At 39.8% G+C, this 24,236-nt stretch carries 18 protein-coding genes and 1 riboswitch; of the genes, 12 read left to right on the forward strand and 6 right to left on the reverse strand.

The window, feature by feature from the left end:
* The first annotated feature begins 325 nt into the window (after positions 1-325).
* The 5 genes from PQ460_RS21760 to PQ460_RS21780 all read left to right on the forward strand — a co-directional run bounded on the left by PQ460_RS21760 (position 326) and on the right by PQ460_RS21780 (position 9,898).
* Positions 326-1,849, forward strand: coding sequence for a CoA transferase (locus PQ460_RS21760; RefSeq protein ID WP_274171150.1), 1,524 nt, complete (start codon positions 326-328; stop codon positions 1,847-1,849).
* A gap of 288 nt (positions 1,850-2,137) precedes the next feature.
* Entirely contained in the window at positions 2,138-3,880 is a 1,743-nt protein-coding gene (locus tag PQ460_RS21765) for an alpha-glycosidase (RefSeq protein WP_274171151.1), read from the forward strand.
* 622 nt (positions 3,881-4,502) lie between these two features.
* Positions 4,503-6,629, forward strand: a complete 2,127-nt coding sequence (locus PQ460_RS21770) for a BglG family transcription antiterminator (RefSeq protein WP_274171152.1) — start codon at positions 4,503-4,505, stop codon at positions 6,627-6,629.
* A complete protein-coding gene (locus tag PQ460_RS21775) occupies positions 6,626-8,593 on the forward strand; it encodes a PTS mannitol transporter subunit IICBA (RefSeq protein WP_274171153.1) in 1,968 nt (655 codons plus the stop codon). Before PQ460_RS21770 ends, PQ460_RS21775 begins: the two co-directional genes overlap by 4 nt.
* Positions 8,594-8,743: 150 nt before the next feature.
* A complete protein-coding gene (locus tag PQ460_RS21780) occupies positions 8,744-9,898 on the forward strand; it encodes a mannitol-1-phosphate 5-dehydrogenase (protein WP_274171154.1) in 1,155 nt (384 codons plus the stop codon).
* A 110-nt stretch (positions 9,899-10,008) separates the two neighbouring features.
* Here the strand turns inward: PQ460_RS21780 and PQ460_RS21785 are convergent, their stop codons facing one another.
* The 4 genes from PQ460_RS21785 to PQ460_RS21800 all read right to left on the reverse strand — a co-directional run bounded on the left by PQ460_RS21785 (position 10,009) and on the right by PQ460_RS21800 (position 14,776).
* Positions 10,009-11,040: an EAL domain-containing protein gene (locus tag PQ460_RS21785; protein ID WP_274171155.1), complete on the reverse strand. Its 1,032-nt coding sequence runs from the start codon at positions 11,038-11,040 to the stop codon at positions 10,009-10,011.
* Positions 11,041-11,279: 239 nt separating this feature from the next.
* Positions 11,280-13,556, reverse strand: coding sequence for a bifunctional 2',3'-cyclic-nucleotide 2'-phosphodiesterase/3'-nucleotidase (locus PQ460_RS21790; RefSeq protein WP_443147178.1), 2,277 nt, complete (start codon positions 13,554-13,556; stop codon positions 11,280-11,282).
* Between the two features lie 332 nt (positions 13,557-13,888).
* On the reverse strand, positions 13,889-14,065 hold the full coding sequence (locus PQ460_RS21795) for an aspartyl-phosphate phosphatase Spo0E family protein (protein WP_204826437.1): 177 nt from the start codon (positions 14,063-14,065) through the stop codon (positions 13,889-13,891).
* A 294-nt stretch (positions 14,066-14,359) separates the two neighbouring features.
* A complete protein-coding gene (locus tag PQ460_RS21800) occupies positions 14,360-14,776 on the reverse strand; it encodes a pyridoxamine 5'-phosphate oxidase family protein (RefSeq protein ID WP_204826436.1) in 417 nt (138 codons plus the stop codon).
* A gap of 240 nt (positions 14,777-15,016) precedes the next feature.
* Positions 15,017-15,128: riboswitch (TPP riboswitch) on the forward strand.
* Positions 15,129-15,245: 117 nt separating this feature from the next.
* On the opposite strand from PQ460_RS21800, the gene PQ460_RS21805 reads away from it, so the two are divergent.
* Genes PQ460_RS21805 through PQ460_RS21825 form a run of 5 tightly spaced genes read left to right on the forward strand, consistent with a single transcriptional unit; the run spans position 15,246 to position 19,033 of the window.
* Positions 15,246-16,283, forward strand: a complete 1,038-nt coding sequence (locus PQ460_RS21805) for an ABC transporter substrate-binding protein (RefSeq protein WP_274171156.1) — start codon at positions 15,246-15,248, stop codon at positions 16,281-16,283.
* Between the two features lie 24 nt (positions 16,284-16,307).
* Positions 16,308-16,598: an MTH1187 family thiamine-binding protein gene (locus PQ460_RS21810; protein WP_273614607.1), complete on the forward strand. Its 291-nt coding sequence runs from the start codon at positions 16,308-16,310 to the stop codon at positions 16,596-16,598.
* Positions 16,599-16,606: 8 nt separating this feature from the next.
* Positions 16,607-17,404, forward strand: a complete 798-nt coding sequence (locus PQ460_RS21815) for an ABC transporter permease (protein ID WP_274172993.1) — start codon at positions 16,607-16,609, stop codon at positions 17,402-17,404.
* Positions 17,391-18,212: an ABC transporter ATP-binding protein gene (locus PQ460_RS21820; RefSeq protein WP_274171157.1), complete on the forward strand. Its 822-nt coding sequence runs from the start codon at positions 17,391-17,393 to the stop codon at positions 18,210-18,212. Before PQ460_RS21815 ends, PQ460_RS21820 begins: the two co-directional genes overlap by 14 nt.
* Complete coding sequence (locus tag PQ460_RS21825; protein ID WP_274171158.1) at positions 18,209-19,033, forward strand: TatD family hydrolase; 825 nt, start codon at positions 18,209-18,211, stop codon at positions 19,031-19,033. Before PQ460_RS21820 ends, PQ460_RS21825 begins: the two co-directional genes overlap by 4 nt.
* Before the next feature lie 50 nt (positions 19,034-19,083).
* Here the strand turns inward: PQ460_RS21825 and PQ460_RS21830 are convergent, their stop codons facing one another.
* Entirely contained in the window at positions 19,084-21,393 is a 2,310-nt protein-coding gene (locus PQ460_RS21830) for a response regulator (protein ID WP_274171159.1), read from the reverse strand.
* A 265-nt stretch (positions 21,394-21,658) separates the two neighbouring features.
* Here PQ460_RS21830 and PQ460_RS21835 point away from each other — a divergent pair, with 265 nt between their 5' ends.
* Positions 21,659-23,113, forward strand: a complete 1,455-nt coding sequence (locus PQ460_RS21835; RefSeq protein ID WP_274171160.1) for an MDR family MFS transporter — start codon at positions 21,659-21,661, stop codon at positions 23,111-23,113.
* A gap of 60 nt (positions 23,114-23,173) precedes the next feature.
* Positions 23,174-23,320 (forward strand): hypothetical protein, encoded by a 147-nt coding sequence (locus tag PQ460_RS21840; RefSeq protein WP_274171161.1) that lies wholly within the window; start codon positions 23,174-23,176, stop codon positions 23,318-23,320.
* Positions 23,321-23,414: 94 nt separating this feature from the next.
* Here PQ460_RS21840 and nfsA read toward each other — a convergent pair whose 3' ends face one another.
* Positions 23,415-24,158 carry an oxygen-insensitive NADPH nitroreductase gene (nfsA, locus tag PQ460_RS21845; protein ID WP_273614602.1) on the reverse strand — a complete coding sequence of 248 codons (744 nt, stop codon included), beginning with the start codon at positions 24,156-24,158 and terminating at the stop codon, positions 23,415-23,417.
* Positions 24,159-24,236 lie beyond the last annotated feature (78 nt).

The raw sequence follows: 24,236 nt of genomic DNA on the forward strand, positions 1-24,236 counted from the left end.
TATACGTTTTTTCGTATATTGAATTCATTCCCCTTTTCTTCACTTTGTTTTCTGTCTCCTCTACGTACAGAGCGAAGGGAACGGAGTTGTTCTGAAAGTCGCCTTTGAAGTCAGATATCGACCACTCAAACGGTCATTTCAGATATCTGATTTCACCAGCGACGGCAAGAACAACGCCGTTAACGTAGCGTTTTCACTTACTTTATACACACTGATTGGTTGTATGTGGCTTTCTCCTCATTTCACATTACACTGGTTATTGAGTCCTCTATTGGGTAAGTTTATAATTATATGTATACATTTACTTATGGATGGAGTGAAAGCAATGAGTAATTCAACTAATGTAGAAATGAACACCATCGATCAAATCAAACAACGTATTTTAGATGCTAAGCATAATCGCCTTACTCATACTGATTTTGATATTCATGCAGAATTGGAGAACGTATTACAAGATATCGGACTTTCTTCTGCAGATAGTGGCGGAGAGATTTCATTTACAGGGAAAGATCCGATTGTACCTAGCGTATTGCGTCTAGCTAGTTCAGCAGGGATCGGAATGGTTGCCAAATCGGTTGCTGCTGCTAATCTGTGGCGACTACGTGGAGGTAAAGGACAAGATATCTCACTCGATTTACGTAAAATTTTACATCGCTTATCTCCTTTTTATGATCGCAAATGGGAGAAACTCAATGGATATTCACCTGCTAGCCCTTCTGATCCTAGTCAAGCGCTCAAATTTGGCTTTTATGAAACCAAAGATCATCGCTGGGTGATGCCACTTGAACCTTATCCTAAGCTCAAAATCAATACACTTAAATTATTAGATTGTTCAGATACACCAGAAGCTGTCGCTAAAGCGATCTCTACATGGAATGCCAAAGATTTGGAAGATGCTGCTGCTAAAGTAGGTATCGTAATGCCGATGGCACGTACGGTAGAAGAATTTATGGAAGAACCTACATTCGCTGATGTTGCCAAATTACCCCTTATACAAATTGAAAAAATCGGTGAAAGTGATCCAGAACCGTTGTCGCAAGGTGTCTCTTCTCCACTTGAAGGTGTACGCGCATTAGGAATGGGGCATGTGATTGCAGGTGCAGGTATCGGACGAGCACTGGCTTTACAAGGAGCAGATGTACTCAATATCTGGCGACCATCCGATTGGGAAGTAGACACTACTTATTACACATCTAGTGTCGGTATGCGCTCTTCTACATTAGAAATAGGCGAACCGCAAGGTCATGCCAAAATGCAAACATTGTTACAAGACGCTGATATCTTTTTTGCGAATCGTAGACCTTCTTATCTGAATCGATTTGAACTGGATCCAGAGCAATGTGCTAGTGTAAGACCGGGTATTATTCATGTATCTGTCTCGCTTCATGGCGAAGAAGGAGTCTGGGCAGATCGAGTTGGATTCGATCAGACCGCAGGAACGGTTACAGGGGTTATGTGTCTTGAAGGAACACCGGAGAAACCACAACTACCCGCTATTCTAGTCGTAAATGACTATATTATCTCATGGCTAGCGGCGGCTGGCGCAATGGCGGCTCTTGCAAGACGTGCAGAAGAAGGCGGTAGCTATAAAGTACACATTTCGCTTAGTCGTGTATCGTTATGGTTAATGTCGATGGGTATTTTTGATAAAGATTATGCGTATGCAACAGCAGGTTCGTCGGATGAGCATCTGTATCTTGATCCTGACTTATTTACAGCAGAAACGGTATGCGGAGATTATCAAGGAGTGACCGACCAAGTGCAAATGTCTGAGACACCGGGACATTACAATACTGTACTTGTTCCACGAGGATCTAATCGCCCAGAGTGGTTACCCAAAAATCTTTAAACTTCTCTGTTCATTCCTATATTCTATACAAATGATATAGAAGTATCCTGATATAAATAGTGATGACTACTTTAAAATAACTTCTGATCTTCAGCCATTGGGTTACGATAATAAGCTTAAATATCGCTTGTTATTGTAACCTTTTTTGCCTTTAACTAAATTCTGTCAAACGATTTACAATCATGTGCTTATGAAGACGCTATATAATTGGTTCCTACAATTCTTTTTAGGGTATAAATCGATAGACCATACGCAGTCTAATACATATCTTATGTAGGAGGAACATCTATGTTAATCGAAGCTGTCTATCATCGTCCCAAGCTGAATTGGGGTTATCCTTATGATCGTGAAACGATTCATTTACGTCTACGCACCAAAAAGCAGGATGTGAAAGAAGTCTGGGCTCTTGCTGGTGATAAATACATGTGGGAAAAATCCAAAGAACGCGTACAGATGCATGTTTTTGCAACAGATGATCTGTTCGATTATTGGGAATGTGAAGTAGTTCCTCCTTTCCGCCGTATCAAATACGGATTCCTTCTCAAAAACGATGATGAAGAAATTTGGATGGACGAAGATAAATTTGGTAAAGAAGAACCGAAAATGGATCGTTTATTCGATATTCCATTTATCAATCCAGTCGATGTATTCACACCACCAGCATGGGTCAAAGATGCTGTCTTTTATCAAATTTTTCCGGAACGATTCGCTAATGGAGATCCTTCGATTAATCCGAAAGACACATTGCCATGGGGCGAAAAGCCAGAATGGTTTAACTTTTTCGGGGGCGATCTGCAAGGGATTATTGATCATTTAGATCATTTGACCGATCTTGGGATCAATGCGATTTATATGACGCCTATTTTCAAAGCAACCACTAATCATAAATATGATACCGAAGATTATATGGAACTTGATCCTCATTTCGGAGATAAAGAAACATTGAAGAAATTAATTACAACGTGCCATGACAAAGGGATTCGCGTGATGTTTGATGCTGTATTTAATCATTCTGGCAAAACATTTGCTCCATTTGTCGATGTACAAGAAAAAGGCGAAAAATCTAAATATAAAGACTGGTTCCATGTACGTAAATTCCCTCTAGCTGTAGAAGACGGTATTCCAACATATGATACGTTTGATTTTGAGCCACTAATGCCGAAGTTGAATACGGAAAATCCAGAAGTAAAAGAGTATCTACTCAATGTAGCTAAGTACTGGGTTGAAGAATTTGGCATCGATGGTTGGCGCTTAGATGTTGCTGATGAAGTGGATCATCATTTCTGGCGTGAATTCCGTCAAGCTGTGAAAAGTATCAATCCAGACGTCTATATTTTGGGCGAAATCTGGCATGAATCTTCTCCGTGGTTACAAGGCGATCAATTCGATGCTGTAATGAATTATCCGTTCAAAAATGCGGTAACTGACTTCTTTGTCGAAGATACAACAGATGCGTTAACATTTGCTCACGCGATTGGTACACAGATGTCACGCTACCCTCGTCAGGTAACGGAAGTATCTTTTAACCTGTTAGATAGTCATGATACTGCACGCGCATTGACGCTTGCTAAAGGTAACAAAGATCGTCTCAAATTAGCGGTAACTTTCCAGATGACATATAGCGGTACTCCTTGTATTTATTATGGAGACGAATTTGGCATGGAAGGCGAAAACGATCCAGATTGCCGTCGTTGTATGGTCTGGGATGAAAAAGATCAAGACTTAGAATTGTTTGCTTTTTATCAACAATTAATCAGTCTGCGCAAACAATATCCTGCTCTACGTCAAGGTACATTTAAGTTCTTACATGCCAAAGAAGGCAATAACGGACTGATCTATGAGCGTTCTGATGATGAAGACACATTTGTGATTGCGATGAACAGCTCTTCTGAGCCGGTAACGGTTAGCATTGATGTAGAAACATCCAAGTGGGAAAACATGTTAGATCAGACTACACTTCAAGTTGAAAATGGTCGTCTGGAAGAAAAATTACCTACTTTTGCTTTTGTTATTTTGAGAGCTGTTCAATAACAAAATCTATTTATATAGAAGATAAATCTCTCTCGAAGCCTGCTTTCTTTATAGAAAGTAGGTTTTTTTATTGTTTTTTTAGTATGTAATCATTTTTCTCCTCTCGCTTATAATGCATATCATTTATCATTTTAAAGTATTCCTTCGCTCACACTTTAGATAGAAGTAATGCTCTTTTTTTGCAATAAAATATGTAATATTGAAATTTATATTAAGTATTGAGAATAAGGTTCCGATATTCAAAGAGACAAACTTTTTTTTACATTTTATTCAAATGTTTCAACAAGTATTATTTAGGTTTATGTTTATACATTATTTAGTATTTGGTTCTAATGATTTATCACTTTTTGTCGAATTATTTTTGAACGTAAGTAAGACTTTATACACCCTTTTTTTCAAAACAGTAGTTGGATTTATCCTTTTTTATTATTTGTTTTGGACTGCTGATTTACTCCCTCTTTACCTTTGTCCCTTATACACAAAGGACAAATCGTATCATCTTTCAATTGATATCTTCACGTTAAAACCTTAAACTTTGAAGTATTCACTACTAGTTCTTATTTCTTAGCCCTATGTTTATGATATCGTTTTCAATCGGACTTTGGAAAGGAGGATATCGATTTTGGAGAAGCTGACCGCTCGCCTCACAATGATGCTACAGTTTCTGGTTGCCTCTCATGGTGACTATATTACAATCAGGGACTTGTCCGATCATCTAGATGTGAGTGAGAAAACGGTCAAGCGTGAATTGCCGAGCGTTGAAGACTGGTTACATCAAAGACAGCTAACCCTGATTCGCAAACCGGGTACAGGGCTTGCACTGGAAGGTAGTCCGGAACATCTGGCTATCGTACAACAAGAACTGGAAGAACAGACACCTAAGAAAGACTACACCCGTGAAGAAAGGCATTACTTCATTATTAGTGAACTTCTACTTTCCAAAGAACCGATTAAGTTATACACCTTTGCTTCACAGTTCAAAGTCACAGAAGGCACGCTCAGTAATGATCTGGATCGTATCGAACAATGGCTTCAAGCTTTTGAGATTACATTGATTCGTAGACCCGGACTTGGTGTCTATATTGAAGGAACTGAAAGTAGTATCCGTTCTGCACTGGTACATCTGCTATATGAAAGTGTAGACGAATACCAATTGAATCATCTGGTACGTGACCGTTTCCCTACAGAAGAACAACCTGGACGCGTACAATTCCATATCCGCAACCGCCTGCTGAATCTGGTTGATGATGGAATGATGAACCAGCTTCAGCAGTACTTGAGTGATCTGGAACGTGAAATGCATATGAAATTGACCGATAGCGCGTATATCGGGCTGGCTGTTCATCTAGCGCTGGCGATAGAACGTATTCGAAGAGGGCAACGCATCACGATTGCTCCTCGCATACTGGATGAGCTTAAGCAACTAAATGAATTTGAGACTGCACGTACACTCGCGATCAAGTTAGAACAGTCTTTTGATATTGTGATTCCTGAAGATGAGATGGGTTATATCACTATGCATCTCAAAGGCGCTGAAACAAGACTTAGCGTCGAATCTGATCCGTATTATGAGCACGTTAGCTTTGAACTGGTCAAGCTTGCCCGGGATGTACTGAAAATGGCCGAAAGTGAAACCGGATTCGAACTCAAAGGAAACAGTAAATTGTTCGCAGGCTTTATTAATCATCTTGGACCTGCGGTAGAGCGACTACGATTAGGATTAGATATTCGTAATCCCCTACTCGCACAGATCAAAGAACAATATGGCCCTACGTTCGAAATCGCTCGCAAGTGTTCGACTTTACTGGCTCAATTTACAGGCAAAGAAGTACCGGAAGCAGAGATTGGTTATATGGCTATGCATATCGGTGCTATGTCTGAATATGCTGCTGCTCAGAAAAAACCATTTAAAGCATTAATCGCTTGTGCTAGTGGGATGGGAACATCCAGTTTGCTGTCTGTTCGAGTCAAACGTGAATTTCCAGCATTACAAATTATTGATGTGGTTTCTTCTTCAGAAGCTGTTCGTTTAGAAAAGCGTGCCGATATTATTATCTCTACCGTAGAAGTAGATAGCCTCATTCCAACTGTACGAGTATCACCCTTACTTTCATCAGAAGACATTATCGATATTCGTAAAACCTTATCTCAGCTAGATACTTCTAAGCATACACAACATGTACAACAACAATCGCTTGATCCGAGTGTACGCTTAACCGAAACATTGAACACTCATAAAGAAACACTGACTGGCATCTTAGATTTAACACAAGGGTTAGTGATAAGAGATGGATACACTTCCACTTCTGTAAGTGACTTGATCCACCACATTGCAACGACTTTTACTGCTTCTACAGAAAGAGCACATGTATTAGAACAAGAACTGCATGAACGTGAGCGATTAGGAGAAACTGTCCTTTCGCAAGATGGATTGATTTTGTTACACTGTCGTTCGTCTGTCGTGCCCAAGCTTTTTCTAGGTGTGATGCGATTTGCCCATCCAATATCAGCCGCTTCTCAATCGGTTGATCTGTATGCAGCGATCGTCTTGCTTGCTCCCAAAGACAGCAGTAAGTCTTATCTGGAAGCAGTTAACGAAGTCAGTAAATCATTGATCGACCGTCCTGGATTTGTGACTAGAGTCGTATCGGGTAGTGCCGCCGAATTAACGGCTGAGATTTCTAGCTTAATGAAAGATTTGTATACTCGCAAAATCGAACAATATATGATGGAGGTCGAACAATTATGAGTTCTGTGCAGACAGCTACAAAAGAAAGAAAAAGTGCTCGTGATCGCGTACAAGGTTTTGGACGCTTTCTAAGTGCTATGATCATGCCGAATATCGGTGCCTTTATCGCTTGGGGTCTACTCACTGCTTTATTTATTCCAACAGGTTACTGGCCTAATGTTGAATTAGCAACAATGGTTGATCCAATGATCAAATATTTGCTTCCTTTATTGATTGCTTATACAGGTGGTAAAGTCGTTGCTGGTCATCGTGGTGGTGTGCTCGGAGCAATCGCCGCTATGGGTGTTATCGTCGGTGCTGAAATTCCAATGTTTATCGGTGCAATGATTATGGGTCCACTTGGTGGATATGTGATCAAACAGTTCGATAAATTGATCGAAGGTAAAGTAAAAACTGGTTTTGAAATGTTGGTTAACAATTTCTCTGCTGGTATTATCGGTATGTTACTTGCGATTCTAGGCTTTGTCGGTATCGGTCCATTGGTACAAGCATTTACTTTGCTAGTAGAATCAGGTGTTAACTTCTTGGTTGCTCATAATCTTTTACCATTGGTTTCGATCTTTGTAGAACCAGGTAAAATTTTATTCTTAAATAATGCAATTAACCACGGTATCTTTACACCACTAGGTGCGCAACAATCTCTAGAAACTGGTAAATCTATTTTCTATCTTTTAGAAGCGAATCCAGGGCCGGGTCTTGGTGTATTGTTGGCTTACTGGATCTTTGGTAAAGGTACAATTAAAGGTTCTGCTCCAGGTGCAATCATTATTCAATTCTTTGGTGGTATTCATGAAGTATACTTCCCTTATGTATTGATGCGTCCAATCTTGTTTGTTGCTGTTATTCTTGGCGGTATGGCTGGCGTATTTACAAATAGTATCCTAGGTAGTGGTCTAACCAGTGCTGCTTCTCCAGGTAGTATTTTTGCAATCTTAGGTCTAGCACCAAAAGGTGGTCATCTGGTTGTATTAGCAGGTGTGGCCGCAGCAGCCATTGTCTCCTTCATTTTCTCAGCGATCTTCTTACGCAAAGCTCCAAGCGATGAAGATTTGGAAAAAGCTCAAGCCGCTTCCAAAAACATGAAGTCTGGCGGTAACGCTGGTGGTCCTGCTTTGACATCTGCTAACGATCTTCAAACAGGTGAAGTTCGCAAAATCGTATTTGCTTGTGATGCAGGTATGGGTTCAAGTGCTATGGGTGCTTCTTCTTTCCGCAAAAAAGTACAACAAGCAGGTCTACCGATCAATGTAACCAATACAGCGATTGATGCGATTCCTTCTGATGCAGATATCGTCGTGACTCAACAAAATCTAACAAGCCGTGCTAAAGGTAAAGCACCAAATGCACAGCATGTATCGATTGATAACTTTATTAACAATCCGATCTATGATGATATGATTGAACGTTTAAAAGCAGCTACAGCAGGTAGCCCTGACTCTTCTATTCCAGATAATGCTGCTGGTGTGAAACAAGAAGTCAGTGATGTATTGAGTCACAATGCACCACATGTGGTACAAGATACAACAACGTCTAACGCAGGTTCTACCATTTTGCGTAAAGAAAATATTGTATTAGGTCTTGCTAGCACATCGAAAGAAGATGCGATTAACAAAGCAGGCGAAATGCTAGCTGCTGCTGGTTATGTCAAACATGATTATATTGCAGCGATGCATGAGCGTGAAAAAGTAGCTTCTACTTACATCGGTAACGGTGTAGCGATTCCTCATGGTGTCGGTGAAGCGAAAAAACAAATTCAAACATCCGGTATTGTTGTTCTACAGTATCCAAATGGTGTGGAATTTGAAGGCGGTACTGCTTATCTTGTGATCGGTATTGCTGGTGCAGGTGGAGAACATCTTCAAATCCTGACTAAGATTGCTGAAACGATTGAAGATGAAGCGACTGTACAACATCTAGCTAAAGTCACAGATGCTGAAGAAATCTATCGCACATTCTCAATCTAATCCTATAGTTATTCCGGTTGAATCAGCAGCGATCTCGTTGCTGATTTAACCTGTTTATATCTACTTTTGCTTATATAAGCTACACATTAAGGATGGCTTCTGGTTATATACAGAAGGAAATCCTACAAATACTTACGGAGGTGCAATATTATGAAAAAAGCGATTCAATTTGGTGCAGGAAATATCGGTCGTGGATTTATCGGAGCTTTATTATCTAATGCAGGTTATCACGTGGTTTTTGCAGATATTAACGAACAAATGATTAATGAACTGAATGAGAAAAAAAGTTACCAGATTCATATTCTTGATCTGGAAAAAAGCGTAGAAACGATTACCAACGTATCTGGTTGTCTTTCTAATGGTACAGACATTATTGATGAGATTGCTAGTGCAGACATCATTACAACCGCAGTAGGGCCAAATGTACTCAAATTTATTGCGCCTACGATTGCACAAGGCATCGAAGCTAGACGTACAGCAGGCGGTGGTTCACTGAATATTATCGCTTGTGAAAATATGGTTGGTGCCACAAGTCATCTACAAGAGCAAGTACTGACTCATCTTTCAGAAGAAGGTAAAGCCTATGCTGAGCAAAATGTCGGCTTTGCCAATTGTTCTGTCGACCGTATCGTCCCTCCTTTCCAGGGTGACAGCATTCTAGATGTAGGTGTAGAAGCCTTCCACGAATGGATTGTAGAAGAGCCTAAACTTAAAGGTGGTACACCTGAAATTGATGGTATGAAGCTTACAGACAATCTGGTTGCTTATGTACAACGTAAACTGTTCACACTGAATACAGGTCATGCTATTACAGCCTATATCGGTTTCTTGAAAGGTCTAGAAACGATTGACCAAAGTATTCAAGATGAAGGTGTACGTGCGATTGTACGTCCAGCGATGGAAGAAAGTGGCGCAGCTCTTGTACAAAAACATGGCTTCGATGCAGGCGAACATGCCAAATATATCGACAAAATCGAAACTCGCTTTAAAAATCCATATATTCGTGATGAAGTGATTCGTGTAGGACGCGAACCTTTACGCAAATTAGGACAAGCTGATCGTCTGGTAGGCCCTGTAAAAATGGCAACTGAATTTGATCTCGGACGCGATCATTTGCTCAAAGGAATTGCTGCTGCATTCCACTATGACAATACAGCTGATCCTCAATCTGCTGAACTACAAGGACGTATTCAAGCCGAAGGCTTTGGCCCTGTCGTCAGCGATGTAACAGGATTTGCCAAAGACAGCGAAGACTATAATAAAGTCATCACTGCTTATGAAGAGTTAAAATCTCTAAAAGGTTAATAAAATTAGTAAAGTTTTACAAGTAAAAAGATATTCAAAAGAGCCCTTAATTCGAAGTGTAGTTTATAACACTTTAGAATAAGGGCTCTTTCAGTATATCTACAATATGATTAGCCTAATTGCAGACTAGTAGGCGATTGAGACGGTTTGCCAAACAAGTATCCCTGGGCTAATTCAATCCCGATACTACGGCAAAAGTCGTACTCTTCGCGCCGTTCTACTCCTTCTGCTAACACAGTTGAACCATGTTTTTGCGAACGCTGCAAAATATGAATAATTTTTTGCTGTTTCTCAGCAGAGATATCACAATGATCGATTAAGCTACGATCGATTTTGACATAATCGGGTTGCAGATGATCGATTAATTCGGGCTTGGAATATCCTGAACCTACATCATCCAAAGCAACAGATATCCCATTACTGCGATACACATCAAAAATATTTTGTAACTTAGGCATTTCAACAATATTTTCGGTTTCAACGACTTCAAATACAAAATCTTTAGGATTTAAATGAAGACGTTCAATAGCGGCAAACGTATGACTCAAACAATACTGCGGATTGTAAATAGAAGATGGTAAAAAGTTAATAAAACGTTTGATACCTGGTTGTAAATATTGCGCACTCGTCTCAATCGCTGAAATACGAGCTGCCCGATCCAAAAATGAGTGTAACCCTGTCTGATGCGCAATATCGAATAAGCGATATGGCTGAAATGTAGGGCCATCTATAATCGGACGAAGCAAAAATTCATAAGCAATGACTTGCTCATGTTGATTCACAATCGGTTGCATATGGCTTGTAAATTGCTTTTGTCGAATAATTTCAACAACATCGTCATGCTGTAGTCGATTAACAAATACAGACAATGGCAACCATACTGGCTCTCCGCCAATATCGTCTGAACCTAACAAACCTACAGATACACAAGATGTAATTTCTTCAGGTAAACTTCGTACCCAGTGCATGATATCAAGCATCTGTTCTCTTGATTGATATGAAATAGAGCAAATATCTTCCATGATATACGTATCATAAGACTGTTGTCGAATTAGATTTTCAAGAGAAGAAGAAAGCGGTCGCAAGGACACTGTTCCTTGGTCTTCTATCGGCTGAACATAACTGCAACCGCTACAATTCATAGAGATCCTCCTTAATATTAAAACAAAAACGTAGTATAAACGTGAAAATTAATCGGGTTTAAATAGAGTTGCTTTACTTTTCATTTCTCATATTATAACATCCTCAATCAAGATCACATTAGGCGTTCAGTATATTATCGGCTTTATTTTAATATTTTTGAATACGACAAAAACTGCAATAATTACTATTGCAGTCTTTGAAGTTGATACATTCATCATCCACTCTAGTTACGTTGCTATTAGCTAGCAGGAATCTCGATGGAATCTCCAACTTGAAGCTTCGTTGGATCTGTAATTTTATTGTATTTAGCAAGTTCTTCCCATGTTACGCCATATTTCAGACTAATACGGTACAGATTATCACCTTTTTTGATAATATAGGTTTTCTCATCTGTAGGTTTAGCTGGCTTATCAACAGCTGGTTTTGTCGGTTTAGGTGCTGGAACCGGCTTCGTTGTTGGTTTGGTAGGCTTCGCTGGTGTTACTGGTTTGGCAGGTGTTACGGCTGGCTTGCTACCTGCTGCTGCGCTAGAAAGATTAATTGAATATTTAGCAAAACCATCTGCTGCTTCTCCTACATAAGCAATTGGATCTGCTCCTGCAACTGCTTTGGCACTAGACAATGCATCTTTTGCTTTTGGAGAAGTGTTAAATGTTACTGTTGGGTTGCCTTTGATTGGTGCAAGTGACCAGTTGCCATCAGCAGCCGGATTGATTGTTTTGTTTTCACGAATATAATCGATAATTACTTGACGGTTCTCGTCTGGTGCAGCCAGAATAATACGTTTGCCATCTGGATTCGCCAATTTGGACGAAGAAGCGCGGTAGTTATTTGTAGCTACTACGAATTTTTGTTCAGGATCGATAGCTTTACCGTTAAATTGCAAGTTCACAATACGGTTAGAAGATGCGTTTAGAACAGCACCTTTTGCATCGTATTTCGGTGGTTGTGTGACATCAATTTGGTAAGTAACTCCATCGATAACATCAAAGTTATACGTTGGGAAGTCCATATTGATTAACGCTTGCTCGCCCGATTTGGCTGGATCGATTTGATTGAATTGTCCTGCTGACCATTCCAACCAGTTTTTCACTTCTGCTCCATTAACAAGCACAGCATGGACTGTATTTGGATATACATAAAGGTCAGATACATTTTTGATAGCTATCGTGCCTGCTGGAATATCTGTGTAATAACTTGCTCCTGAACGTCCACCTGCTTTGAATGGAGCTCCTGCAGAAAGAATAGGTAAGTTCTCATATTCTGTCCCTTGAAGTTGTTTCTCCAAGTACCATTTTTGAGCGTTGGTTACGATTTGGATCGATGGATCATCTTCTACCAGTGCAAAGTAACTGGTGATACGAGCAGTAGATTCACCAACAGGTCCACGAATATATCCTAGCGTTTCTTCGTGTTCTTTGTATACAGAATCGACTACACCTTGATCTGCATCAACCAATGCTTTTTTGGTAGCAGTATCATAGATTGGACGAGCTTCTACTTTAGAATCAGAGACTGTCCATTTGTCGCCTTGTTGTTTTAGTTCAAGATCAATAATTCCCAGGTGATCGCCCCAGAAACCTGGCTCTACTGAAGGAACGCCATTAATTGTTCCTTTTTCTAGATCTACGCCTGTTTTACCAGCGAAATCAGCACTAGGGAATACTTTGTGTGCATGTCCGAACATAATCGCATCGATACCTGGCACTTTGCTCAAATACAACACGGAGTTTTCCATCAATTCAGTCTGAGGAATATCTTCAAAGCCAGAATGTGGCACTGCAATAATAATATCTGCGCCTTCTGCTTTCATTTGTGGAATAAATTTGTTCGCTGTTTCAACGATATCTTTAGCAACCACTTTCCCCGACAAGTTTGCGCTATCCCATTGCATTACTTGTGGTGGTACGAAGCCGATAACACCTACTTTAATCGTATGTTTAGCTCCACTTTCATCAGTGACTTCTTTATCCAAAATCAAATAAGGAGTAAAGTAGTTTTTCTCACCTGAACCTGTGCCATCATCTGTATAAATATTAGCATTCACATAAGGGAAGTTAGCGCCTTTGAGAGCGTTACCCAAGAAATCCAGACCATAGTTAAATTCATGGTTACCAATATTTCCTGCATCATAACCCAATTGGTTCATCGCTTTGTAGACAGGGTGAACTTCGCCTGCTTTTAAAGGATCAACTTTGGCTACATAGTCACCTAGCGGATTACCTTGTAATAGATCACCATTATCGATCAATACACTGTTTTTGGCTTCTGCACGCGCATTTTTGATCAATGTTGCTGTTTTGGCATATCCATATTGATCTGTCGCTGCATCTGAATAATAATCATAGTTCATTACGTTCACATGAATATCTGTTGTCTCCAACAAACGTAATTTTACGGTAGATTCAGAAGAAGTGGCTTCGGCTGCAAAAGCAGGAACTGCCGACACTGCAAACAATTGCAGAGCTGCGATGACAGTAATTGCTTTTTTAAATGTTTTGTTTCCCAAGTTCAAAATAAAAAACCCCTCCCAAATATATTCGCATTTGCTTGACCTTTTACTATTTATCTCTATGCCCTATATGTATAACAGCATGAACAAGCAGTGACAATCTACTTAACATGCTGATTTTAAAAAAATCATATTAGAAATTATGATTTAGAGTAGGCAGATAAATAGTAAAAAGGCTACCAAAAGAAACGCATGATAGAATTGTATACTATCAGCTGATATATTTGAAGGGTTATTAGTTCTATTTTTTATGAAAATAAGATTTATTTTGCGAAAAATTCTATAATTTACATGATTGTGTCATGTTTCTTTTCATAAATAATAACTCATTGAGATTAAGGAGTTAAAAAATTAGTATTTCGATCTTTATATTGAAAATACATATCTAAAATTCGATCTAATTGTTCTGATTGGTCTAACACACGATAATCGCGCATCCCATGTTCTTCTGCCATCTGGTTCAATATGCGGCGTTCCTGCTCAATCTGTTGTTCTATTTGTTTTAAGTTCAAGGAAACCACCTCCAGTATATTTCCTTATATCTTGCTATCAATGAGACTTTCATTTTATTCCATCATCGTCATTTTACAGGTTAGTCTATAAAATATTTCTATATACCTTTTTATACCTTATTTGAGTATACCTTATCAAGTTCCTCAAGTACCTATTTTATCCTTTTTATGGAAAAATAAAGACGAAAAAACTCGGAATTTGAATTTTGCATTCATTTCTCTTGTTTCGCAAATTTCAAATTCCGAGTCATTTATGTGATAACTGCTATCTTAAACAATTAAAGTTGTATCAGATTACGCAGTCCACGTTTTTTTGTTACCATCTTGATCTGTATATTCAATCGTTTGTGGTTTGATATCTAGGATCACATAATCAGGATCTTCTGGACCGGAGAACCATTCTTTAAATTCTTCTTTCCAGACACGTTTTTTCAATTCGTCGTCTGTAGATACAGCACTTACACCTTCGATTTCAACGACTTGATTAGTGCCGCCTTTTTCATAACCCAACAATACATAACAGTTCGGATTTTTTTCTAACTCTTCGACTTTATGTGTTTTGCGGTTTGTCGCGAGATGAATATTCAAGCCTTCGTTATATAGCGCCATGTAGCGTACTTTAGGTTTGTCGTTTTCTACTGTACCTAGTGCACAAAATGGATTACCTTCTAATGCAGTTAATATCGCTTGTTCTTCAGCTGTTTTACTCATGATCAATCTCCTCCTGTATATAAACGTATGGGTGTATTCAATATCTATGTCTATGTATATCTATTCGATACGTATAGAAGAATATTGAATGGAACTTTTGTTAGTTACAAACTTCCGTATATGTAAATACCCTTAGCCAGCGAGACTGAACCGAAATACACTGTCTTTTGCTGATGACACCGCATTCTCTTTACTGGACAGTTGATACCCTCTGGTCTATAATTACAATGTAAAAAAACCGCATATGTACAGGGGAGCTAGTTGCAACTGGCTGAGAGTGTATTGTGATAAATACAGACCCTTATACCTGATCTGGATAATGCCAGCGTAGGAAAGTAACAAGTCGTTATATGCTGTACTCTAGCTTATAATTGCACCTATGTCGTCCCGATGGGGGCGTTTTTTTTATGCCTTTTATCCAGTACTACAGGATTGACTATTTGAGCTAGAAGAAAGAAGGATGACGGTAATGAGAACTCAAAAAAGGTGGCGTCAAAGCTTACCGTGGTTAATGGTAGGTTTATTGTGGATCACCACTGCATGTGGTTCAGCAACAAGTACAAGCAATACAGCCAATCAGGCAGGATCAACATCTGCACTTAAAGATGTGAAAGTCGTGCTCGACTGGACACCAAATACAAATCATACTGGCTTATATGTTGCCCAAGCACTGGGCTATTATAAAGAAGCAGGATTAAACGTCGAAATTATTGCTCCCGGTCAAGGTGGAGCAGATACCATGGTCGCTTCTGGTGAAGTGCCTTTTGGAATCAGTTATCAAGAAAGTGTGACTCAAGCGCGTGTACAAGGAGTGCCTTTAGTGTCACTCGCGGCAGTTATCCAGCATAATACATCTGGCTTTGCCGCTCCTACAGATCGCGGAATCAAAAGCCCTAAAGATATGGAAGGCAAATCCTACGGTGCATGGGGATCGCCTGTTGAAGAAGCGGTTATGAAATCAATTATGGATACCGACGGTGGCGATGTTAGCAAAGTCAAAAGTGTTAATATCGGTAATGCGGATTATTTTACAGCTGTACAAAAAGGAATCGATTTTGCATGGATATTCTATGGATGGACAGGAATTGAAGCAGAACTTCGCGGACAACCATTAGATATGTTATATGTAAAAGATTATTCAGATCAATTAGATTATTATACGCCTGTTATCGTAACCAATGAGAAGCAGATCGCTACCGATCCTGCACTGGTGAAATCATTTATGGCGGCAACCAGTAAAGGATATGAATATGCAATCGCTCATCCTGATGAATCAGCAGATATATTGCTCAAAGCAGTACCCGATCTTGATCCTGCACTGGTCAAAGCTAGCCAAAAATGGTTATCTCCACGTTATCAAGATGATGCCAAACGCTGGGGCGAGCAAAAACAATCGGTCTGGGAAGGTTATGCCGATTGGATGTTCAAGCAGAAATTGTTAGACAAACCGTTAGATGCAACCAAAGCGTATACAAACGATTATTTACCTGAAGCCACCAAATCATAAATAGAACATAAGGAGATGACTACTATGGCACACACCCTTTTAAGTATTCAGGTTATTCCCAAAACTCAAGCTGGTGAGAACTCTTACGATTATGTCGACCGGGCAATAGAAGTGATTCAAGCCTCCGGTGTGAAATATGAAGTGCATCCACTTGAGACCACGATGGAAGGCGAACTTAGCGAATTGTTAGAAGTGGTTCGTCAAATGCACGAAGCGTTAGTGGAAAAAGGAAGCCCCAGTATTATTTCTCAGATCAAAATTGCTCATAGTCCAACCGGAATCAGTATGGATGGATTAACCGAGAAGTACCGCTAATGTCTACGATGAATACATGGTGGAACAGGCTATGGCCGCCCCTCGGGGCGGTTGTTTTATTACTGATTATCTGGCAACTGGCAACCAGTCTATTCCATATTGAGACATGGATTCTTCCTAGCCCTGCATTGATTGGACATGAAGCATGGAGTGAGAAAGACCGACTGGGCTTGCACACATGGGCGACGTTAAAATTGACACTATCCGGCTTTAGTATAGGTGTTGCTTTTGGATTACTGGTCGCAGGCGTGCTTCATTATATTCCTTTTCTACGTTCAGCATTATATCCATTATTGATCTTGAGTCAAAATATCCCTACGATTGCTCTGGGACCGCTACTCGTTATCTGGTTCGGATTTGGGATATTGTCCAAATTAATTGTGATTATTCTGGTTTGCTTTTTCCCGGTGACCATTGCGGCGCTGAGCGGACTGGCTACTACCGATCGTATAATGCTTAATTATATGCAAATGATCGGCGCTTCTAAAAATCAAATCTTTTGGAAATTAGAATTACCTTTTAGCTTACCTTCGATCTTTTCTGGAGTTAAAATTGCTGCAACGTATAGTGTGATGGGCGCTATTATCGCTGAATGGATTAGCAGTAGTGAAGGGATTGGCTATTATATGATGTTGCAAAAATCAGCTTTTCGCACCGACCATATGTTTTTAGCGATACTGGTAGTTGTAGTGATCAGTCTTATGTTATTTATGCTAATTAATATGATTGAAAAATGGTGTGTTCGCTGGCATCACCCTGCACAACATCGTGCTGTCAAAGGAGGTTCTAAAGATGTCGCTAAATAAACCTCAACATACAACTTTATCGGTGAACAACTCTATTCCACTGTTAGCATTACAAGGGATCGGCAAATCTTTTACACAGGGCAAGCAATCGTTACATGTGCTGCAAGACATTTCGCTGTATGTAGAGCAAGGTGAATTTGTATCGATTATCGGCCCTTCTGGTTCCGGTAAAAGTACCCTTTTGCAAATGATCGGTGGCGTAGTGCTTCCCGATCAAGGACAAGTCCTTTTGGATGGACAAAATATAACCGGTCGTAAAGGATTGAGCGGTTATATGCCACAGCAACCTGCTCTAATGCCCTGGCGTACGATTGAAGATAATGTTATTTTGGCGCGCGAAGTAGCAGGATTACCACGCAAAGAATCGCTAGAATTAGCCAGACAATGGCTGGATAAAGTTGGACTGGGTGGTTTTGCATCATCTTATCCTCATACATTATCTGGCGGGATGCAACAGCGGGTTGCGTTTTTAAGAGCTTTGCTAGGACCTCGTGATCTTCTATGTCTGGATGAGCCTTTTAGTGCGTTAGATGCTTTTACACGCAGTGAGATGCAATCATGGTTGTTGAACATTTGGGAAGAAAATAGACGCTCGGTTATTTTTGTCACTCATCATATTGAAGAAGCATTACTACTTTCAGATCGAATCTATGTGCTATCTCGTCGTCCTGCTACTGTACTGCATAATATTGTAGTTCCTTTTCCTCGTCCAAGGCGAGAAGAGATTACCGATGATCCGCAATTTATTGCTCTACGCAGACAATTGATGAATGCAATGCGTGATACGCATGAAGGTGATCAATCATGAAGCCCGTCTATGCTCCGGCTCCGCTTATCGATAGCCATATCCATCTGGATCAATATCAAGATCAACAGATTGAGCGAATCATTCAATCGCTTCCAGAACATCATATCCAGTCGCTAATTACAGTCTCGATGAATCTACCTTCCTGTCAGCGTAATGAGAAGCTGGCTCAACAACACCCGTCTATCGTTCGTCCCGCTTATGGATATCATCCAGAACAGCCTTTACCCGGCTCGCAGGAGCTTGAGACGTTATTGTTATGGATAAAGCAACGTATCGATAATATAGTAGCGATTGGTGAGATTGGATTGCCATATTACTTGCGACAAGAAGCAGAAGAACGTGGCGACCAATTAGATGAACAAGGATATATCGATGTATTGTCTGCTTTGCTACAACTTGCTGCTGCTTATGACAAGCCTGTTATTTTACATGCTGTCTATGAAGATGCAGAGATCGCCTGTGATCTTTTAGAACAATATGGTATCACTCAGGCTCATTTTCACTGGTTCAAAGGATATCCTGCTACGATTGATCGTATGATAGCCAAAGGTTATTATATTTCGTTCACGCCAGATATTCAGTATGAACCGGAAATTCAGCAATTGGCTATACTATATCCTACTCATCTGGTGATGGCTGAAACGGACGGCCCGTGGCCATTTGAAGGTTCTTTTGCCGGACAAATGACTCATCCGTCTATGACTGCTACTGTCTGTTCTGAATGGGCTAAGATTCAGCAGATATCAGAGCAAGAAGCTCGCCACTTGATCTATCAAAATACATTATCATTTTACACACCAAATCAGGCACAGCGTCTCTAATACGAACGCTGTGCCTGATGTATGTTGTACTATTCTATAATGATAGACCTTTATTGTTGTTGCTTTTGATTTTGATTGTATAGCCTTTGGGGATGTTCCCAATCAGAAAGCCATACTAGAATAACAGATAACAACTGCTCCACATTCATCGGTTTACTAATATAATCAGATGCTCCTGCTTCTATACATAATTCACGATCATCTTTCATTGCTTTAGCGGTAAGTGCAATAATCGGTAGGTTTTTCCACTTTTCTTCCATCCGAATCCAGCGCATCGCTTCATACCCATCCATAATCGGCATCATCATATCCATCAATACAATATCTGCGGATTCAGCATTTAATAAAGCAATCGCTTCTTCCCCATTCTGTGCACTGCGTACATGCATACCTTTACCTTTGAGCACACCTTCTAACGCAAAAATGTTACGTAAATCATCATCAACGACAAGCACAGACTTACCTTGCAATCGTGCTAATGAATCTTGTTGTTCTTCTTGATCCATCCATGTTAAAGGTAATGGCTTGGTAACAGGCTGTCCTTCTTCATTGATAGCAAGTGAAGGTAGATACAACGTAAATGTACTGCCTTTACCTAATTCACTTTGAACAGTAACATATCCTCCTAGTAATTTGGAGAACTCACGACAGATTGATAATCCTAGACCTGTTCCACCATATTGACGCTCTGTGGTTCCATCTTCTTGTTGAAAAGCTTCAAAGATCAGATTTTGCTTATCTTCTTTGATTCCTATTCCTGTATCTGTAACTGAGATCGCTAGCATATAATCCATTTGTTCTGGAACATTATATCCTTTAGCAACCATCGAATCGTCTGCTAGACCAATATTGATCGCCACTGAACCTTTACTGGTGAATTTAAAAGCATTGGATAACAGATTTTTAAGAATCTGCTGTAATCGTTTCTCATCGGTATAAAATACATTAGGAACATTCTCAGCAATATAAGATTGAAATTCGATCCCTTTTTGCTCGGCAATTTTTGCAAAACTATAGCCCATCACTTCAGGTAGATCATAGACGGATACAGAATCACGTTGTACTTCAACCATACCTGCTTCGACTTTAGACAAATCCAAAATATCATCTATCAGATTAAGCAAATCTTGACCGGAATGATGAATCACTTCGCCAAAATGAGGCGTATCATCTTCTTCATGAGTTTTGTCTTTTTCGCTAATCAATTGAGACAGAATTAAAATACTATTGAGCGGTGTACGTAATTCATGAGACATATTGGCTAAAAACTCCGACTTGTACTGCGAGCTACGGCTCAATTCTTCTGAATACAATTGAAGTTCTTTTTGCGCAATTTGTAATTCTTCTGTTTTGATCTCTGAATAGTGATTACGTTCACGAAGTTGCTCGTTCGTTGCCTGAAGTTCTTCTTGTTGTGCTTGTAGTTCTTCTTGTTGAGACTGTAATTCTTCTGTTAATGTCTGTGCTTCACGCAGTAACCGATCTACCTGCATCCGATTATCTACATTATTCACAACCACTCCAAATGTAGACGCTACATGCTCAATTAACTTTTGCTGTTTGTCTGAAAATCCATAAATAGAACCTAATTCAATCACAACCACTGTTCGATTTTCAAATAAAATCGGCAATAGCATAATCTGCTTCAGTGGAATAGAGGTAGCTCCTGTCTGAATACGAATAGGATGATCTGATGGAGATTCCATCAACATAATCGTTTGTTCTACGGCTGCCTGTCCAACGACCCCTTCACCGAATTGAAATTGGCGCATGGCATCTGGCATCGCATGATACGTAGAATAAGAGGCTTTGTGCATCAGCATAGGAATCCCATTCTTTTCTTCGCAAAAATAGAAAATGCCATACGCTGAATCTACGATAGGAGTAAGTTCACGAATAAAACGATTTGCCAGATCATCGATTTCATTAATGTTCTGATATACTGTTCCCATTTTGGCTAATTGCGTCTGAATCCAATTGCTTTCTTCGATCTGTTCGTTAAATTCACGAGCTTTTCGATTATGATCTTCTAAAGCACCAGACATTTTATTAAATGCGACTGCAATATTGCCGATTTCATCACCAGTGACAACTTGTAGACGTGGCAAATGTTCCGCTGTATTAAAATCCATTTCTTCCATTACCGTTGTGACTTGCTTTAGTTGACGGGTGGTTTTCTTTATCGTCCATACCGCAATCGTAATCCCAAGAATAATAAGAATCGCAGATAAGACTACAACAACTACGCCCCTGCCTGCAAAAGATCCATTTTGAGATATCATAAATTCGATAGCCATAAAAAGAATAGCCACTATTAACACACTAACAAAACCAAAAATTTGCTGATTTTTGTAGTTCATTCGTTCGATAATCTTCCTCTCTGTTGTACGCGCTTAGTGGGAAAATAGAAAGATAATATTCATATATCAAGAATACGCTATATTTGCTTTCTTGTCTTGATTACATTGAAGTTTTTGCTAAATTTTGTTTGTTTATGAAAGTGTTCGTATTTTGTGTGAATAACCTTGACGTTCATTTTATTCTGATATACGATGTGCAGTGCTTCAAACAGCGTTATTTTCGTTAATAATAACCATTATTACTCAGGAAGAAGGAACAGTATATATGTCCAAAGCAACCAATCGTTCTATGGTCACTATAGGTTTGCTTGCAGCCTTATTTATCGGTGCCCTCGATTCAACTGTAGTCAGTACAGCATCACCACGTATTATCTCTTCACTTGGAGGATTAAGCCTGATTAGTTGGATCTTCTCTATCTATACATTAACGACTTGTATCGCTACACCAATCTTTGGTAAGCTAGGCGATTTGTTCGGTCGTAAATCGATTTTCGCTATTGGACTGGGTGTATTTGTGCTCGGTTCTATTATGTGTGGATTCGCTAACTCGATGACCGAATTGATCTGGTATCGGGCTATTCAAGGGATTGGAGCAGGTGCGCTCACACCGGTTACATTTACAATTGTAGGCGATCTTTATCCTGGTAAAGAACGTGCTAAAGTACAAGGACTCTTCTCATCTGTATGGTCTGTAGCCGGATTGTTTGGACCACTGGTAGGCGGTTACTTTGTCGATTATATCTCATGGCGCTGGATTTTCTTTATTAATCTGCCTGTAGGGATTATAGCGATTTTGTTTATCTTTATTTACTTTCATGAATCGTTTGAGAAAAAGCAAAAATCGATCGATTATGCAGGTGCAATTACGTTTACGATCGGAATGACTGCTTTGTTGTTAGCTCTTTTGACAGGTGGAGAAGAATACGCCTGGGGTTCACCTATGATTATCGGTTTATTTGTTGTTACAATTATTTTTATGGTTTTATTTTTGCAAATAGAAAAACGTGCGGCTGAACCGATGTTACCTTTATCGTTATTTCAATCCCGCATTTTATCGATTCCCTATGTGCTTGGATTCTCTACCCGTTGGATGGTGATGGGTGTAACAGTTTACTGTGCGCTCTGGATTCAAGATGTATTCGGCTATAGTGCTACCAGTGCTGGACTGGCTCTTATGCCGATGTCTATTGCTTGGCCTGTGGCTTCTACTTTAGCCGGACGCTGGATGTACAAAGTAGGCGCCAAGCTACTGATTGTGCTTGGATCTGCATTTGTAGTAGGCGGTAGTCTATGGCTTGCTCTGATGCATGCTCAGTCGTCTTATGGAGTGATTGTAGGTTCATTGATTCTGATCGGACTGGGTATGGGCTTTATCGTGACTCCTTCACTTGTTGTGATTCAAGGTGCTGTTGGCTTCCAGATGCGTAGTGTAGCTACATCGACCAATACGTTAATGAACTCACTGGGACAGACGATTAGTGTAGCTGTATTCGGGATGGTGTTCAATGCGATTGTGACGACAGGGACTGCATCGCAACTAGCTTCCGGGATTCACTATGTATTTATATTAATGTTTGCGGTATCTGTTTTGAATCTAATTATTGCATTATTCTTACCATCCAGTCAGCAGTTATTCAGTGCGATTCGAGAACATGAAGCACCTACAGGTGCTAGACCTCAAGGTCAGACTTCTACTTCACCTGCACTGGAACGTAGCTAATCAACACGATATAATCGAAGAGTCTCACCCTACACTATCTATAGGAGTGTGAGCTTGATCATGATAGATTGGGAAAAATGGAAAGAGCTTGAATGGAAACTATTCAAGTTCTGGATTTCTATTCCGCGTATTTTACGTATATCTATTATTCCGTTGATTCTTGTGATTATTTCTATTCTAGGTTGGGTCAAAATCTTTTCAGAATAATATACAAAAAAACCGTTATCAGCTCTTCTTACGAAGATCATAGGATAACGGTTTTTTGTATACTATTTTTTAGTGCTATGATGATGGTTTTGAATTAACGTTTGTTGAAGCCTTTGCGTTCTAAGAACGATTTTAATTGCATACGTGAAGGAGCGGTCATTTTTTCAGCCATCAGTGCAGACCATGGCGCTGTTTTGGCTCCGCCGGTACGCTCAGACAAATAGCGAACCATCGTATCATCGTATTCTTTCATCGCTTCTAATGTAGTATCTGCTTGATACGACTCACGATGCAAAACAGCTTTCTGTGGTAAACGTGGACGAATACCTGGCTCTTGATTCGGATAACCAAGACACATACCGTATACAGGATACACATGGTCAGGCAAATTCAAGAATTCAGAGACTTCTTCAATATGGTTACGAATTCCACCAATATACACAACGCCAAGACCCAAAGATTCAGCGGCTACTGTAGCATTTTGTGCAGCTAATGTTACATCAACAGTAGCGACAATAAAGTTCTCAGCGGCATCACCATAAGATTCTGCGTCAGGCATATGTTGTTGAACGGCATTTTCCAGACGATACATATCCGCACACCACACTAAAAATACAGGGCATTGCTCGATATAAGGTTGGTTGCCTGCTAATACAGACAATTTGGACTTACGCTCTGGATCTGTAACTGCAATCACACTGTATGCTTGCACATTGCTAGAACTAGATGCCATTTGTCCAGCAGCAATAATCGCTTCTAACTGTTCTTCGGTTACCGGATCAGGTTTATAGCTACGAATCGAACGGTGTTTCATCAATAAAGAAATGGTATCATTCATAAATAAGAACACTCCTGTCTACTAATCATTTATAACTAACTGACTATATATAACTATTATCATATTAATTATACGTTA

Source organism: Paenibacillus sp. KACC 21273, from assembly GCF_028736095.1.
In the GTDB taxonomy this organism is placed as follows: domain Bacteria; phylum Bacillota; class Bacilli; order Paenibacillales; family Paenibacillaceae; genus Saccharibacillus; species Saccharibacillus kyungheensis.

What these genes read in the sequence shown, in the direction of transcription:
- PQ460_RS21785 (WP_274171155.1), bottom strand. Translation starts at nt 11,040, where the DNA reads ATGAATTGTAGCGGTTGCAGTTATGTTCAGCCGATAGAAGACCAAGGA.
- PQ460_RS21820 (WP_274171157.1), top strand. Translation starts at nt 17,391, where the DNA reads ATGTCGCTAAATAAACCTCAACATACAACTTTATCGGTGAACAACTCT.
- PQ460_RS21780 (WP_274171154.1), top strand. Translation starts at nt 8,744, where the DNA reads ATGAAAAAAGCGATTCAATTTGGTGCAGGAAATATCGGTCGTGGATTT.
- nfsA (WP_273614602.1), bottom strand. Translation starts at nt 24,158, where the DNA reads ATGAATGATACCATTTCTTTATTGATGAAACACCGTTCGATTCGTAGC.
- PQ460_RS21760 (WP_274171150.1), top strand. Translation starts at nt 326, where the DNA reads ATGAGTAATTCAACTAATGTAGAAATGAACACCATCGATCAAATCAAA.
- PQ460_RS21825 (WP_274171158.1), top strand. Translation starts at nt 18,209, where the DNA reads ATGAAGCCCGTCTATGCTCCGGCTCCGCTTATCGATAGCCATATCCAT.
- PQ460_RS21765 (WP_274171151.1), top strand. Translation starts at nt 2,138, where the DNA reads ATGTTAATCGAAGCTGTCTATCATCGTCCCAAGCTGAATTGGGGTTAT.
- PQ460_RS21800 (WP_204826436.1), bottom strand. Translation starts at nt 14,776, where the DNA reads ATGAGTAAAACAGCTGAAGAACAAGCGATATTAACTGCATTAGAAGGT.
- PQ460_RS21840 (WP_274171161.1), top strand. Translation starts at nt 23,174, where the DNA reads ATGATAGATTGGGAAAAATGGAAAGAGCTTGAATGGAAACTATTCAAG.
- PQ460_RS21805 (WP_274171156.1), top strand. Translation starts at nt 15,246, where the DNA reads ATGAGAACTCAAAAAAGGTGGCGTCAAAGCTTACCGTGGTTAATGGTA.
- PQ460_RS21775 (WP_274171153.1), top strand. Translation starts at nt 6,626, where the DNA reads ATGAGTTCTGTGCAGACAGCTACAAAAGAAAGAAAAAGTGCTCGTGAT.
- PQ460_RS21815 (WP_274172993.1), top strand. Translation starts at nt 16,607, where the DNA reads ATGAATACATGGTGGAACAGGCTATGGCCGCCCCTCGGGGCGGTTGTT.
- PQ460_RS21830 (WP_274171159.1), bottom strand. Translation starts at nt 21,393, where the DNA reads ATGAACTACAAAAATCAGCAAATTTTTGGTTTTGTTAGTGTGTTAATA.
- PQ460_RS21835 (WP_274171160.1), top strand. Translation starts at nt 21,659, where the DNA reads ATGTCCAAAGCAACCAATCGTTCTATGGTCACTATAGGTTTGCTTGCA.
- PQ460_RS21810 (WP_273614607.1), top strand. Translation starts at nt 16,308, where the DNA reads ATGGCACACACCCTTTTAAGTATTCAGGTTATTCCCAAAACTCAAGCT.